Annotated in this window: 15 protein-coding genes; 9 read left to right on the forward strand and 6 right to left on the reverse strand. The window is 34.0% G+C overall.

Annotation, left to right across the window (positions count from 1 at the left end):
- Positions 1-608: 608 nt before the first annotated feature.
- Positions 609-905 carry a DUF4405 domain-containing protein gene (locus QXK50_04860; GenBank protein MEM2008492.1) on the reverse strand — a complete coding sequence of 99 codons (297 nt, stop codon included), beginning with the start codon at positions 903-905 and terminating at the stop codon, positions 609-611.
- 288 nt (positions 906-1,193) lie between these two features.
- Positions 1,194-1,337, reverse strand: coding sequence for a hypothetical protein (locus tag QXK50_04865; protein MEM2008493.1), 144 nt, complete (start codon positions 1,335-1,337; stop codon positions 1,194-1,196).
- A 1,391-nt stretch (positions 1,338-2,728) separates the two neighbouring features.
- Here QXK50_04865 and QXK50_04870 point away from each other — a divergent pair.
- The 8 genes from QXK50_04870 (at position 2,729) to rfbC (ending at position 10,499) form a co-directional block, all read left to right on the forward strand.
- Complete coding sequence (locus tag QXK50_04870) at positions 2,729-2,905, forward strand: hypothetical protein (protein ID MEM2008494.1); 177 nt, start codon at positions 2,729-2,731, stop codon at positions 2,903-2,905.
- A gap of 99 nt (positions 2,906-3,004) precedes the next feature.
- Entirely contained in the window at positions 3,005-4,258 is a 1,254-nt protein-coding gene (locus QXK50_04875; GenBank protein ID MEM2008495.1) for a glycosyltransferase family 4 protein, read from the forward strand.
- Positions 4,259-4,609: 351 nt separating this feature from the next.
- Complete coding sequence (locus QXK50_04880) at positions 4,610-5,455, forward strand: glycosyltransferase (GenBank protein ID MEM2008496.1); 846 nt, start codon at positions 4,610-4,612, stop codon at positions 5,453-5,455.
- Between the two features lie 22 nt (positions 5,456-5,477).
- The gene (locus QXK50_04885; GenBank protein ID MEM2008497.1) at positions 5,478-6,611 is read left to right on the forward strand and encodes a glycosyltransferase family 2 protein; all 1,134 of its coding nucleotides are present in this window, start codon (positions 5,478-5,480) and stop codon (positions 6,609-6,611) included.
- 316 nt (positions 6,612-6,927) lie between these two features.
- The gene (locus QXK50_04890) at positions 6,928-7,992 is read left to right on the forward strand and encodes a glucose-1-phosphate thymidylyltransferase (GenBank protein MEM2008498.1); all 1,065 of its coding nucleotides are present in this window, start codon (positions 6,928-6,930) and stop codon (positions 7,990-7,992) included.
- Positions 7,926-9,041 carry an NAD(P)-dependent oxidoreductase gene (locus QXK50_04895; GenBank protein ID MEM2008499.1) on the forward strand — a complete coding sequence of 372 codons (1,116 nt, stop codon included), beginning with the start codon at positions 7,926-7,928 and terminating at the stop codon, positions 9,039-9,041. Before QXK50_04890 ends, QXK50_04895 begins: the two co-directional genes overlap by 67 nt.
- Positions 9,038-9,940: a dTDP-4-dehydrorhamnose reductase gene (gene rfbD / locus QXK50_04900; GenBank protein ID MEM2008500.1), complete on the forward strand. Its 903-nt coding sequence runs from the start codon at positions 9,038-9,040 to the stop codon at positions 9,938-9,940. The genes QXK50_04895 and rfbD overlap by 4 nt, the downstream gene beginning before the upstream one ends.
- 1 nt (position 9,941) lies before the next feature.
- Complete coding sequence (gene rfbC, locus QXK50_04905; GenBank protein ID MEM2008501.1) at positions 9,942-10,499, forward strand: dTDP-4-dehydrorhamnose 3,5-epimerase; 558 nt, start codon at positions 9,942-9,944, stop codon at positions 10,497-10,499.
- A 192-nt stretch (positions 10,500-10,691) separates the two neighbouring features.
- On the opposite strand, the gene QXK50_04910 is transcribed toward rfbC, so the two are convergent.
- From QXK50_04910 to QXK50_04925, 4 genes are all read right to left on the reverse strand, one after another.
- On the reverse strand, positions 10,692-10,847 hold the full coding sequence (locus QXK50_04910; GenBank protein MEM2008502.1) for a hypothetical protein: 156 nt from the start codon (positions 10,845-10,847) through the stop codon (positions 10,692-10,694).
- A 142-nt stretch (positions 10,848-10,989) separates the two neighbouring features.
- Positions 10,990-11,736, reverse strand: a complete 747-nt coding sequence (locus QXK50_04915) for an alkaline phosphatase (protein MEM2008503.1) — start codon at positions 11,734-11,736, stop codon at positions 10,990-10,992.
- Between the two features lie 2 nt (positions 11,737-11,738).
- The gene (locus QXK50_04920) at positions 11,739-12,209 is read right to left on the reverse strand and encodes an alkaline phosphatase (protein ID MEM2008504.1); all 471 of its coding nucleotides are present in this window, start codon (positions 12,207-12,209) and stop codon (positions 11,739-11,741) included.
- 337 nt (positions 12,210-12,546) lie between these two features.
- Entirely contained in the window at positions 12,547-12,702 is a 156-nt protein-coding gene (locus QXK50_04925; GenBank protein ID MEM2008505.1) for a hypothetical protein, read from the reverse strand.
- Positions 12,703-13,199: 497 nt separating this feature from the next.
- On the opposite strand from QXK50_04925, the gene QXK50_04930 reads away from it, so the two are divergent.
- Positions 13,200-14,009: a Gfo/Idh/MocA family oxidoreductase gene (locus QXK50_04930; protein ID MEM2008506.1), complete on the forward strand. Its 810-nt coding sequence runs from the start codon at positions 13,200-13,202 to the stop codon at positions 14,007-14,009.
- The last annotated feature ends 304 nt before the right edge of the window (positions 14,010-14,313 follow it).

Raw genomic sequence — 14,313 nt, forward strand, 5'->3', positions numbered from 1 at the left:
ACAACTTCACTACTAAACAGTATCTCTATCTCAGAATCTGATAAAGGTTCCTTACGGTAGGGCACAGAGTATAGAGGCAACCTCTTAATCTTTGGGTAGTGAACAATTTCAGTAGAGCTCAAGTAGATTCCCTACATCTATTAATACTAGCCAAAGCTTAATAATTTTTAAAGAAACTCAAAAGATGTCTTATTAATCGATCTTTATCGGAATAGCCTTTATCGAGGGCACTACCCTCTTAGTGTAGAGATGAGATGCTTACCTGTAGTAATAGCTTCAGAATATTTAATGGATAGACATTCTATATCTGTATATCTGAGAGTATCTAGAGAAATACTCTTTACTGTGATGTAAAATTAGAATACCTAAAACTTTGAAAACCTTTTAATAATACAAGCGGTAGTTAATAAGATTATCTTGACGATAAACTACCTCATATAGTAATTCTCTTGCTAAGATTTTAGGCAAAAGTGTTTATTGTTTTCGGTAACCTGATCTTGTCTCTTATTTTAAACAATCTAGGTTTCTGCTTGTCGCTTCTCTAAATCTTAGTAATGTAATTTTCTACCATGTGAACTACTAAAACCTTGTAGCTTGTTAACGATAACCTATTCTCTTTTTGGATGCGAAAGAAGATATTTTGTTACATTCTTTATCCATACCCAGTTTAGTGCTAAGTGTATTACTATCAATGCTAGGAATAGAAGGCTTGTTGTTATGTGGATATATTCCCACGAACTTCTGTTAAGACCTAGAAAGGCATTATCAACTGAAAATCTGCTACGTACTTGTCCACGAGGTATAGCTAGCCAAAGCACAAACCCAGAGATATAAGTTAGTGTTCCGATGATAAGCAGTAGAATAAAGTTTATATAGCATACTTTTACCTTAAACAATAAACTCATACTATAAAAACACCAACATAATCAAGCGCCGTAGTATCCTATAAACGTATATGTATTTTAATTCATGTTGCAACAATATCGCCTTTTAATAAGTATCTAACTTCGACATATATGCATACAATTCATCTGTTTAAATGTAGATACCTAGTTACTTATTCTCTACGTACTACCTATACTAGCCCTTTACCTAGCTCTAAAAATGCATAAACTATTCCTATACACAGCACCTAGTCTATGGATGGCTGTAACACAACTATCACTAGATATAACTAGAAGCTGTATCAACCCTTATAGGTATGTAGCTATATTCTCTATAGCTCTAACCATATCCTTAAATGCTATGTATATACTGCATACACTTAACTCAACAGAGGTATCTATATTAATCAATAAAACAAGAAACATTATTGGAATATATTCGTAGCTATTCATAAAGATTATATCTTTTCTTATAAAAGAATGTGTTGAAATCTTAAACACCCATGCATTGAAAGGAGAAAGTATATGGAAATCACTTGCAATCCTAATACTGGGGGAAGATCTAGTTAAAGGTTTTAGCGAAGGTCTTATACCGAAGTATCGAAGATATAGAGCTGTGATAATCTACGATTCAAAGGTAATAGCCGTACAGCTCATGATGATAGTATACGATACTGATGTAGCATTATTTTCTATAATATCTAAGTAGGATTTAATTCTATTGCTCTTACCCGAGTTAATATCGATAGAGTTAGTTACATGTATAGAGTTAGAGTCTACATGATTTCTATTCTGTAAAGGTTTTCGTATTTCTCGCTATGTGTGTAGCAATAAATACAGGATACCGAAGCCCTTTCAACTAGGTCTAAGATTTTTAGGTGTTCTGCCCTCGGTAGTAGGATGTACAGCTTTTGCTAGGTGTTTACGGCTTTAGTATAGAGGGTGAGGTGCTAAGGAAGTTGTTGATGAGTAGAGACTAATATGTCTTGGGCAAAACTTACGTAACAGTTAGGGGTATCAGGATCAACAATTAGTAGAGTTGTGAAGAGCTTATAACAAGAGGATTTATAATCGATATACATCCAAGACTTGGCTACAGACTTGCAGATCTTGATAAATTGCAGTAAATCCACAAGTATTAGATTACCTAGACACTAGAGTTAAATGACCTAACGATGTTCTTGATAACGAGAAGAAAGTTGCAGGAATATTTATAGAGGGTAGTGTTGAGGGAGACATAATACAATATATTATTATCGTAGGTATAGAAGTAGATGTAAATAGTACGCTTCCTCAAGAACTGCTAGAGATAGCTACAACATTAAAGGATTCTATAGGAGCAGATATTCCGAGGATACAGCTACTACTAGATATCCTCAAAAGCATTGACTATGTCTATAAACTACTTAAGCAGGATCTAGTAGCAGAGATCGTGAGAATGTGGAGGAGATATTCATCAACATTAAACAGATACATAAAGCCATCACAGTAGACGAGAAGCTCGAAGGTATGGCAGAAAATGTAGAGAACAGAGGGTTCTAAAAATTAGAACAACAAGTAGCAACATAGTTAAAGTCTACATAGGGGATATAGTTTATCTACGAGAACAAAAACCGTTACAACCTCTAGTAATACTCCATTCTACACCTAAATCACAGAAAAACTATAATCTATACCTAGACGCCGAAAAATTTCCACAAAAAATCAAGAGAACAAGCAGAAGCCTGGAACAATAGATGCTTTAAGATTTTTATCAAGTTTTTTAAGGGTTATATTATTAGACTTTGATATTACACTAGTTAAATTACCTATTGACTGGGCTAGCTTAAGGAGATTGCTGATCAATGAGAATATTTTGTATCCATGAGTTAGAGCACTTAATAGATGTCTATAGACTAGGCTATATACCAATACTTGTTACATCGAATCTGTATCTAATATGTAGAGGCTATAGACTTGGTGTTCTAGCAAGAGCTAACGAGAAAATAATGATTATGCTTTTTAGACACCATTGCAAATAAACCGCAGTGAAGCATAATATCATAGTGATAGCTATATAAGTCTTATATTACTCATAACTGCTAGTAGAAGAACAGCAAAGATTTAAGTGGGGTAACTAATTGTCCAAATATGCTGTAGTAGGACATCACTACTGGAATAGACCTGGAGGTAGCCAGTTTGTATGTGCTGCAGCTACATATGCTTTGCAAACAATTGGCTATACACCTATTCTAACATCCGTTGGTCCTATTGATTCTGGTAACTATTATGATTGGTTTGGAATTGATTTAAGTAAATATACGAGTATCTCGTTAACATCATTAAAGCTTAGGGCTTTCGGAATATATTTAAGATTACTTATTTGGAGAGCTATTAAGAAAGCCATAGACAAGTATAGTGCTCAGCTTATTTTCACCGATGAATGTACGTATAAGCCTCTTATAGAATACATAAAGAATAGGGAAATAATGTTAGTAGAGTATATACACTTCCCTATGGAGATATACATAGATAAGAGATTTAAGGGAACAGGTCTATATTATAATGAAGACCCATACATTACCGAGAGATACAGTAAGTTCCCTATGAACATCTATTGGCAGATATACGTAAAATCTCTCCCCAGATATATGCGTGAAAATCCATTCGAAATTTCATCACTTGTTTTGGCAAATTCAAAGTGGACAGCTGAATTAGTTAAACAGATACATGGAGAACCCCCAGAAATTCTAAATCCGCCTATTCCCCCGAATATTGAAGTAGTTAACAAAACTAAAGATTGGATATCTAGAAATAATTCAGTGGTTATGCTTGGAAGATTCTCAGAAGAAAAAAGATATCACTGGGTAATAGATAGAGTATTGCCAAAACTTAAGAAAGAAATCGATGACGTGAAGCTGTATATACTAGGTGATGCTAAAACTAAAACAAGTTTAAACTACTTAAACAGAATAGAATATTTAGCAAAGAAAAATAACTTTAAGACCTCAAGATCGCTTAACTTAGAGGCTAATGTATATCTTATTGCAAATGCTTCAAGATCAACAATAAAAAACATTATGGATTCATCTAAAATATTCCTCCATGCAACAATAAATGAACATTGGGGTATAGCAGTAACAGAAGCAATGGCTAGAGGTCTGCCTACTGTAGTACATAAATCGGGAGGTTTATGGAGCGATCTTATAGAATATGGAACACATGGTTTAGGATACAGTGATCCAGAAGAAGCAGTGAAAGCTGTAACAAAGCTATTAACAGATGAAAAGACATGGAATTACTATTCAAGTAAATCGATTGAAAAAGCTCGCAGCCTTACTATAGAGGAATTTGTAGCTAAGTTGGCAGTACTTATGAGCACTAAGATGCATTAGAAAACCAGAATAGATCAATGATCTATAGAAGTCAACGCAATAGTTAAACAAAATGAAGCCGCCATATACATCAATCTAGTTCATTAAGCAACCTCATAATTTTGGTGACAATCTGTTTATGTACATCAAAATAGAAGAATGGTCAAAAATATAGCAGATAACGCTATGTCAATGCTTGTTACATAGTATTTGATCTTAATTTAATTCAATTAAGCTAATCATACCAATATTTTTGATTCACGTTTAAACATATACTGTAGTTATCGACAATAAAAATGAATAAATTAGTAATTTGAAATATTAACAACAAATTTTAGTTAGAGAGGAGATAGCTAGGTGAGGTGATGGTTCATGAATATTGCTGCTATAATTGTTACGTATAATCCAAAGTTAAGCAGATTTATAAAAGTATTTAATTCTGTCAGTAATCAAGTCAATGGCATTGTTATTGTAGACAATAATTCGCAGAATAAGGAGGTAATTAAGAGTATTTGCAATGATGTTGATGTGTGCGTATTTATAGAAATAGGGTTTAATTCTGGAATAGCTTATGCATTAAAGGTGGGCATTAATCATGCTGTTAATCACTTTAATTGTAAATGGATTCTATTGTTAGATGATGATACCATATTATTGGAAGGTGCTATAGATAAAGCATTCAAAATATTTGAAAATCTACCTAGTTTATTAAAGAATAGAATAGGGTTAATAGCTCTTACCTCGGTTAATGGAGACTGCAAAATCCAGAGAGTGGTCTACGGTATTTTTTCAGGATCTATAGTTAAAAGCGATGTTGCTATAAAAGCTTGTTGTAGAGACAACTTCTTTTTAGATCAAGCTGATTTTGATTTCTATGCTAAAATTAGAGAATTAGGATATTTAACATTATTAATAAAATGCAAACTCATAGACCATAAACTTGGAACTCTATTATGGATCCCCGTGATATCTAATATTGCGGGGAGGCCTCTACCCTATGAACTACCATGGCGTTTCTATTACTTAGTGAGGAATTCATCAATTCTCTTAAAAGAGGGTAAAATGGATTTTCGTTTTTACATTACTCAAATCTTTGGTTGGGGCATAAAGATTTTATTTAAAGATGGCTTTCGAAAATTCATTAAACCTTTAAGTTTAGGAATACTTCATGCGTTACTTAACCGCGAAGGATTTTTAGCTCCTATCATATTTGAATGACGTATGAGTAAGGTGATTAAGTATGATTCCGAAAGTTTCAATTATTTGGCTTAACTATAATTCTTCTAAGATACTGGATATTGTTTTAAAATCTCTTGAAGGAATATCAAATCTAGATTATCCTAACAATAGATACGAACTTATAGTAGTAGATAACGGTTCAAATGATGGAAGTTTTGAAGCTATAAAAAGTTTCCTCGAGAAGAAGACATGGTTAAAGAAGAAGATAATTAAATTAAATAGAAATACTGGATTCACAGGAGGATGCAATATTGGTTTCCAAGCCCGAGATCCAGAATCCAAATACATTGCTTTATTGAACAATGACGCAGTACCATACAAAGATAGTATTAGAAATTTAGTTGAATATGCTGAACAGATAAATGGTGTAGGAGCTATTCAAGGAATAATATTAGATCTTGATACCAAGAAGGTGGATACTGCAGGTAACATGCTTACAGAGTTATTAATAGGTGGACAGCTCTACCAGGGCGAAGACATTGGTAAAGTTAAGAAGAGGCTTTTTTATGTTACATATGCAGATGGAGCTTATGCTCTTCTAAATGTAGAAGCTGTTAAGAAGGCCACGGGATTCAAAAATAGATTATTTTATGATAAAATGTTTGCATATTTCGATGATAGTATATTAGGGTTACAGCTTTGGAATGCAGGATTCAAGGTTGTGAATTGTCCAATTCCTGTAGCATATCATAGAAGGTCCTCTACTTTTGGTATGATTTCTCCTAAAAAACTCTATTACTCTACTAGAGGATTTTATGCTACAAATGAGATATGTAATAGTAGGTTCAAGGAGTTTATACGAGGACCTTATTTCATATATCTAATTTTTGGTAGGGTAATACTAGGTTTATATATTACAGTTTTATCTAAGGTTAAGAGAAGTCAATCTTATCCATATAGGGAATTAATTTGGGCTATTTACAAAGGTTATGCACATGGAATTAAAATGGGTATAGAGATAATTAAAAACATGGGAAAGCCCATAGATATCTATAAAACACCTTTGTTACCGATATCTACACGAATTATCTTTCCTTATACTTTAGGTGTAGGGTCTATCGCCGCTAGGAGGTTTTTCGTAAAAATTGTGACAAAAGAATTCGAGAAACAAATCTCTAACTATATTGTAGAGTAATTATATTTCGTGTCCTCCTCATTGGTTCATGTAAAGCTTAATAAAACCTAGCCTATTTGATGATGAAATGGATTACCTCTATAACCTGAGAACTTCCCTATATTAACATAAATACCTAGGATTGTAATTCAATAAGTTTAGCTAAAATTAACATAAGTTGTTTTAAATGCATATTATCCTGATATACTTGTCTATTTTTGTTCTAAGATTTTATTAAACTAGATCCTAAATCAATTTTATCATTCAGATGTTATTAAAATTTAAATAAATTTAGGTGATTTTTGATAAGATGTAACTAAAATAAGAGGCGACCATCATGAAGGGTATGATTCTTGCTGCAGGTGAAGGTTCAAGGTTAAGACCTTTTACGTTTTCTAGACCTAAACATCTTATACCATTGCTTGGTAAACCTATGGTTCAGTATCCTATAGAAGATCTTGTCTCGATAAACATACGGGATATAGGTTTAGTTGTAGGTTATTTTGGTGATATGATTAAAGATGTTTTAAGTGATGGCTCAAAACTTGGTGTAAGGATAACGTATATTATTCAAGAGAAAAGACTTGGGATTGCACACGCAATTTATAGAGGTATTGAGGATAATTTTCTTAATTGTGGGTTCATAGTATATCTAGGAGATAATATTTTAAGCGATGGAATAGCTAAATATGTTACACTATGGCGTGAAGAAGGTAGCGATGTTCATATTCTTCTAACAAAGGTTAAGAACCCTAGTCATTTTGGTGTAGCTGTTCTAAGAGATAATAAAATTGTTAAACTTATAGAGAAGCCGAGGGAACCAATATCTAATATGGCTGTTGTAGGTGTTTATATGTTTAGAGATCCAGACCTTGTTGAAAAAGCTTTTAAGACTTTGAAACCTTCTTGGCGTGGTGAATACGAGATAACAGAGCTTATACAATGGTTTATTGATAGAGGATACAAAGTTACATATTCTATAGTCTCAGGTTGGTGGAAAGATGTTGGAACATACGAAGGTCTCCTTGATGCAGTATACCTATTATTAGATAAAGCAAAGCCTGGAATTAAAGGCGAAGTCGAGGGTGAAATAAAAGGTAGAGTTGTTGTCGATAAAAATGCTGTTGTAAGAGGTACAGTCTATGGTCCGGCTTATATAGGTAGTAATGTAGTTATAGAGAAAAACGCTACAGTAGAACACTATACATCTATAGAACAAGCTTCTAAAATTACCTCTGGTTCTGTAATGAGATCCTTAATAATGGATTTTAGCGAAATAGATATTAATAGAGCTAGGCTTATAGATAGTGTTGTTGGTAGCTATAGCAGTATTTTATGTTCAAAAGAAATCCGTGGAGATATAAAGCTAGTGATTTCAGATTACAGCAAAGTATATTTGTAGAAGAAATAGAAGAAATAAACAGAGAGGATATCTATATGCGTATATTTGTAACAGGTGGCGCTGGATATATAGGTTCCATTTTAGTGAGAGAATTACTGCAAAAAGGCTATGAAGTAACAGTATTAGACTTAATGTTATTTGGCGATAAAGGTCTTGAAGACATCATAGGGGAAAAAAGGTTAAAAATTATTGAAGCTGATGTTAGAACCTATAGCCCTGACTTAATGATAGGTCACGATGTTGTTATCGATTTAGCCGCTATTTCCCAACCTGATCCTCTTAACAAAATCGATGAAAATATATTCTATGAGATAAACTATTTAGCTGCTACAAGAACAGCAAAGCTAGCTACAAAGAAAGGTGCTAAGAGATACATTTTTACATCTACATGTAGTGTATATGGCTTTCAAGACAATGTAGTTAATGAAACATCTTCACCAAATCCTCTAGAGAATTACGCTAAGACTAAGTATATGGCAGAGCAAGAGATGCAAAAAATAAACGGATTATGTAAAACCATTTTAAGATTGGCTACAGTTTATGGTTATTCCCCTAAAATGAGATTTGATTTAGTTGTAAACGCTATGACTTTGACGTTATACAAATACGGCAAGATAAGAGTTGGTAGACCTGGTACTCAGAAAAGACCTGTTGTGCATGTTAAAGATGTCGTCAATGCTATTATAGGTGTTCTAGAAGCTCCACACGATATTGTGTGCAACGAGATTTTCAATGTTGGTAGTAATGAACAAAATTACCGTGTTCTAGATATTGCTTACGAAATATTCAGAGCATTAAATAAAGAACCTAATATAGAGTTTTACGGAGAACTTGATACTCGTTCATATGTAGTTGATTTCTCTAAAATTAAAAGAGTTCTCGGCTTTACTTGTAGATATACTGTAGCTGATGGTGCTAGAGAAATATGTAAAGCTCTTCATGAGGGGATATTGAGCTACGAACCGTGGACTCGTGTAATTGATTGGTGGTACGAGCTTATTAGTAAAGGGCTTATTAAATCTATAGGTGCAAAGGTGGATCTTATATGAAGGTCTTTGTTACGGGTGCTTCTAGCACACCAGGATGCAAAATTATGCTAGAACTTGCTAGAGCTGGGTACAAAGTATATGCGCAATTCTATTCACATGAAATTCCTCCAACAGAAAACGTCTTAAGAATTAAACTTGATTTTGTCAATGACTTAGACAAAATAGCAGAAATATTCAATGAAGTAAAACCTGATGTAGTTATTCATACAGCTGCTTTAGGTGATGTAGATAAATGTGAAACTGATAAAAGATTAGCTTGGAGGATAAATGTTGAAGCTACTCATGCAATAGCTAAAAAGGTGGGGAAGTTTGGAAGCTATATTCTATATTTGTCCACAGATTATGTATTTGATGGAGAGAAGGGTATGTATAGAGAAGAAGATGTGCCAAATCCGATCAACTTCTATGGGTTGACAAAACTTGTAGCAGAAAATATAGTTAACTCAGCTACGCACAACTATTCAATCATTAGAACTAGCCACATATATGGCTTCGGTATGGGAAGAAAGAACTTCGCTAGACATGTAATTGAGTCTCTTAGTCAAGGAATTAGGGTTAAAGCCCTAATTGATCAATGGTTATCACCAACATTAAACACCTTATTAGCTAAAGCTATTAGAGAAATCATTGAAAAGAGATACATAGGTGTTTTTCATGTAGCTGGGGAAAAAATCAATAGATACGACTTTGCTATAGCTATAGCAAATAAATTTAATTTCGACATATCTTTGATAGAGCCAATATATATGAGAGAGATAAAATTCTTAGCTAGAAGACCAAGAGATTCAAGCCTTGAGACCTCAAAAGCTAGAACATTAATAAAAATAGATTTTTATACTCTCAGCCATTCCCTAGATGTAGTGTACAATGAATGGCTAGAACTACAAAAAGGTAAATAACATGCCCTTTAAGTTATTTAAACATCTTGAGATACCAAATATAGTATTAATTGAATATATAAGGTTCTTGGATATAAGAGGGTTCTTTGCTGAACTGTATAAGAGAACTGATTTTCTAGCTAATGATGTTCCCTATGATTTTGTCCAAGTTAATCTAAGTTTTTCGAAGAAAGGGGTTGTAAGAGGCCTTCATTATCAGCTTAAGCCTATGGAGCAAGGAAAACTCGTATATGTTATTACTGGAAAAGTATATGATGTTGCCGTTGATATTAGAAGAGGATCTCCTTGGTTTGGAAAATATGTAGGTGTAATACTAGAGCCAGGGAACGCACTTTGGATACCACCAGGATTTGCGCATGGTTTTCAAGCACTTGAAGAAACATATTTCCTCTACCTTGTAACAAAGGAATATAGTCCACAACACGAGAGATGCATATACTGGAATGATCCAGAAATAGGAATAAACTGGCCAATTAAAGAAAACATTACTATAAGTGAAAAAGATTCTAAATGTCCATCACTTAAAGAAGCTGAGACCAATTTCTATTACTTATCTTAGTAATAATATGATTGTTAAAACACATAGATAGAATATATTGAATTTATTTCATTGAAAACTTCTACTTTCATCTTTGTAAAGAGTGTGTTAAAAAATCCTAGGCTATATAGAGAATTCTACATGTTTTTGTTATCTGTTTAGCAAGGATATACACATCCTCTAGATCTATAACACCGTTTAGATTGATATCGGCTATAGCCGTGTTTTCGTTAAAACGTAATGACCAGCAAAGTTTATTGCCAAAACTACGTCGCTTACATCGCAAATACCATTGCCATTTATATCACCTTTTGTTGGAGCTCTAGCTGGTGTATATAGTGCAGATACCTTTTCTCCTAGGACTAGCAATTTTGTTATTGTTTTTGCTATATATGTTTGGTGGTATACCCCTTGGAAAAGCTCTGCGCTAGACCCATATGCAAAGACCGGTACAGGTTCTTCTGTATGATCTGTTGAAGACCATAGTATACCGAAGTATCTACTTACAACTCTACCTACGACTCTTGGGTTGGTTAGGATTTCTGATGCCTCTGAATCTGATATATTTACACCTGATATATCTATAGATAATGGTTTTAACCTCTTGGGCCGATCTACCCCTAACCTCGTTGGCTATTTTCTCTACACTAGCTTTAACCGATAACACGTACCTTATATTTGTTGGTATCTCGACCCCTAGGCCTATGGTTAGCCCACCTGTTTCATGATCTGATGTCACGATCACTAAGGTATCTCCTCTAGATCTTGCATAGAGTGTGACAAACCCAACTACATCGTCAAATTCTTTTGTTTCAGCAATAACAGATGCTATATCGTTTGCATGTGCTGCATGATCAATTCTACCACCTTCAATCATTAGGAAGAATCCACAAGGATTTTTATCTAGTATCTCTATAGCTTTAGCTGTCATCTCAACTAGGCTTGGGGTTTCGCTATCCCTATCAAGGACATAAGGTATGTGACTATCTGCAAAAAGTCCTAGCAACCTCCTAGTTTTAGCTGAGTCAACTCTTAAAGGTGATGATCTGTTGAATACTACGGTATACCCTCTACGTCTAGCCTCTGATACTAATTCGGATGTATAGAATCTCCTACCTCCACCAAGTATTGCATCAACCTCTAGAGCTATCTGCTGTAGAACTATCTCTTGCTCCATATCCCTATGAGGTGCATGAGCTGTAAAAACAGCTGGTGTAGCATGAGTAACTCTTGTTGTTGTAACAACACCTACAGACATGCCTAGCTTTTTGCAAGCTCTAGAACAGTCATAACAGGGATTTCTCTACTGTCTACCTCGATCATTAATATTATGCGGTTTAAGGTCTTAAACCCTGTTGCAAGAGCTGTTCCTGCTCCAGCTGAATCAGGTACTGTGTTGTCTTGGGCATTCGTAAAGGCAATACCAATAGTGTTGAATTGAGTAGTAATGTTTAGAGCTCTATAGACGAGATGTGTAGCATAGATATGGCTATACCCCATTCCATCTCCTATTAGCAAGATTATATTCCTAGCTATGAAGCCTAGGCGTATACAGCTAAGGCTAGAGCTACTACCCAGTCCCTTGGTAGAGGTATCTGTAACAACATAGTATCTCTGGCTATAGGTATAGGTTACACCATAAGCAGATATCAGTATTATCACCAAGGTCAACAACAAAACCATTTTTGATCTTGCTCTAATAGATCTAAACATCATACCTATTTTCACCATCTAAGTTATACTACAAAGTATGTCAATTATATGGCTTGTCTACAATAAAGCCAGACCCTGGTATAGAGTACTATAGAGCACCTCGAATAACTAATACTACGCAATCTAGCTAGCATATACAGCTATAGAATATGTATACACTATAACCAACAGATAACTACGACAAGAATATAACACAGTAAAATCTTCTATAACTACACTATAGTGCTATAAGCTAACATCTTACAATCATAGGTATAAAGATATCGGCTACAAGTAATATCTGTTACAAGAAAAGGTACTATTCCTATGTATGTCTTTCAGAAGAAGCCCAGGTTATAACAAAATCTCAACGATGCTAAACATAGTTAAATCCTAGGTCATAAGGATTTAGAGTAGACTGGGTACTAGCACTAACAGCAGGTTTAAACGCTATAATCATGTGGATACTAATAGCCTTTTCAGAAATCATCGACAGAACAGCTTCGTATATATGGATCCATTTGAATAGCATAAACCTGACTTCAAGACTAAGAATACAGTATATAAATAAAGATATGCGCTCTCTGTGCAGATACCCTAGGGTATAGAGCTAGCATTGGAGATATGATTGAGCTCTACTAATGATATTATTCATTACCCAAAAATTAAGGGATTACCTTTATATCTTGTATCTTATCGTAAAGAAGTTTTATTGTATTCTGAGATAGAATTATTATTTAGTGATAATGTTGTTATTGAGGAGAAAATCAATGGCAAGTTAGATTCCGTATAATACGACAACTACGTTATTTTCTACGAGTTTTTAGAGATAAGCCATGAGATCTTCTACACCAAACTCCCATAGTATAATATAGAACATTCGATGTACACGATAAAACTTCTAGGAAATTTCTCGACATTCCAGAGAAACATATCAATTATTATGAATAGAAATCTTTACAGAGTATTGTGTTGAACTTATAAATAATTTTTGATATAGGATATGGTTAGTTTGTTTAGGTGGCTTAGATGAGGGTTTTAGTTATTGGTTGTGGGTATATGGGTAGAATACATTCTGCAAATCTCAGAAAATTGGGTGTTGATGTAATTCAGTATGATATAGTTAAGGAGAAATGTGATAATTATGTGGATAATGTTCTTGGTCACACTATTGATATGATTGTGATAGCGACACCGATAAAAACTCATTACCAAATCTTTTTAGAGACTTATGAGTATTATGGGAAAAAAGTTGGTTATTTTATTGAGAAGCCTATTACCGAGACTTTAGAGCAATTTCAAAAGATTATCGAAATTAGTGGAGATATTTTTGTAGGTCATCAGTTAAGGTACTCAAACTTCTATGCTTTGATAAAGAAGGAAATCGAGTCAAGTTCTAATTTCGAGATAGATATGAAGATATACTCTCCTTCAGATCCAGATGTTGGATTAATACTAGATACAGGGATTCACTTCATAGATTTACCTATATATTATCTAGGACCTCCTAGAGATTTTAATGTTAGAGGGAATAGAAACTCGTTTAACCTAATTCTATACTATAATAAAGGTGTATGGAGTATTGAAGGAGAACTTAGAGATTATTATAGAATAGAGTTTTTGGTAAATAAAAAACAAGGTATTAGTGATGGGGTATCGTTAAAATTCAATGAAAACTTTTTCCAAGATGTAGATGTTTACTATGAGGAGATAAAGGATGTTGTAAGCTATATAGAGACTAGAAATAGAGATAATAAACTAGAGAAACCAAGGATAAGTCTACAAAACCTAGTTGAAACATATGAACTAGTATTTAAAATTGTTTCTAAACTATCTTAAAAATCAATAAGTACAAGAAACAGTACAAGTTCCTCAGTACCCGCAAGCCAAAAAAGCTTTAACGACGCAGTCAATTAGGTGCTATCTAGGCTCAAGCACAAATCATTGCCCCACTCTGTTCTTTCACGGTGGACAAGAGCTTTAAGAGCTTAGAGCCATCTAAGAGCGTGATGTAGTTTTTGCTATGCCTCCATGCACCGTGTTGCAACAGTTTTTCTGTGGAGCAAGTTGTACAACACTTGCTGACAGATGTTCATAGCAGAGTCTCCATCTTAGTCATGGTTTTAGAGAGTTTCACGGTTTC

This window comes from Ignisphaera sp. (genome assembly GCA_038831005.1).
Lineage (GTDB): Archaea > Thermoproteota > Thermoprotei_A > Sulfolobales > Ignisphaeraceae > Ignisphaera.

Bases quoted from the DNA above. Each gene is read 5' to 3' on its own strand.
- QXK50_04860 (MEM2008492.1), bottom strand. From the start codon at position 905: ATGAGTTTATTGTTTAAGGTAAAAGTATGCTATATAAACTTTATTCTA.
- QXK50_04865 (MEM2008493.1), bottom strand. From the start codon at position 1,337: ATGAATAGCTACGAATATATTCCAATAATGTTTCTTGTTTTATTGATT.
- QXK50_04870 (MEM2008494.1), top strand. From the start codon at position 2,729: ATGAGAATATTTTGTATCCATGAGTTAGAGCACTTAATAGATGTCTAT.
- QXK50_04880 (MEM2008496.1), top strand. From the start codon at position 4,610: ATGAATATTGCTGCTATAATTGTTACGTATAATCCAAAGTTAAGCAGA.
- QXK50_04885 (MEM2008497.1), top strand. From the start codon at position 5,478: ATGATTCCGAAAGTTTCAATTATTTGGCTTAACTATAATTCTTCTAAG.
- QXK50_04890 (MEM2008498.1), top strand. From the start codon at position 6,928: ATGAAGGGTATGATTCTTGCTGCAGGTGAAGGTTCAAGGTTAAGACCT.
- QXK50_04895 (MEM2008499.1), top strand. From the start codon at position 7,926: ATGTTCAAAAGAAATCCGTGGAGATATAAAGCTAGTGATTTCAGATTA.
- rfbD (MEM2008500.1), top strand. From the start codon at position 9,038: ATGAAGGTCTTTGTTACGGGTGCTTCTAGCACACCAGGATGCAAAATT.
- rfbC (MEM2008501.1), top strand. From the start codon at position 9,942: ATGCCCTTTAAGTTATTTAAACATCTTGAGATACCAAATATAGTATTA.
- QXK50_04915 (MEM2008503.1), bottom strand. From the start codon at position 11,736: ATGTCTGTAGGTGTTGTTACAACAACAAGAGTTACTCATGCTACACCA.
- QXK50_04920 (MEM2008504.1), bottom strand. From the start codon at position 12,209: ATGGTGAAAATAGGTATGATGTTTAGATCTATTAGAGCAAGATCAAAA.
- QXK50_04925 (MEM2008505.1), bottom strand. From the start codon at position 12,702: ATGCTATTCAAATGGATCCATATATACGAAGCTGTTCTGTCGATGATT.
- QXK50_04930 (MEM2008506.1), top strand. From the start codon at position 13,200: ATGAGGGTTTTAGTTATTGGTTGTGGGTATATGGGTAGAATACATTCT.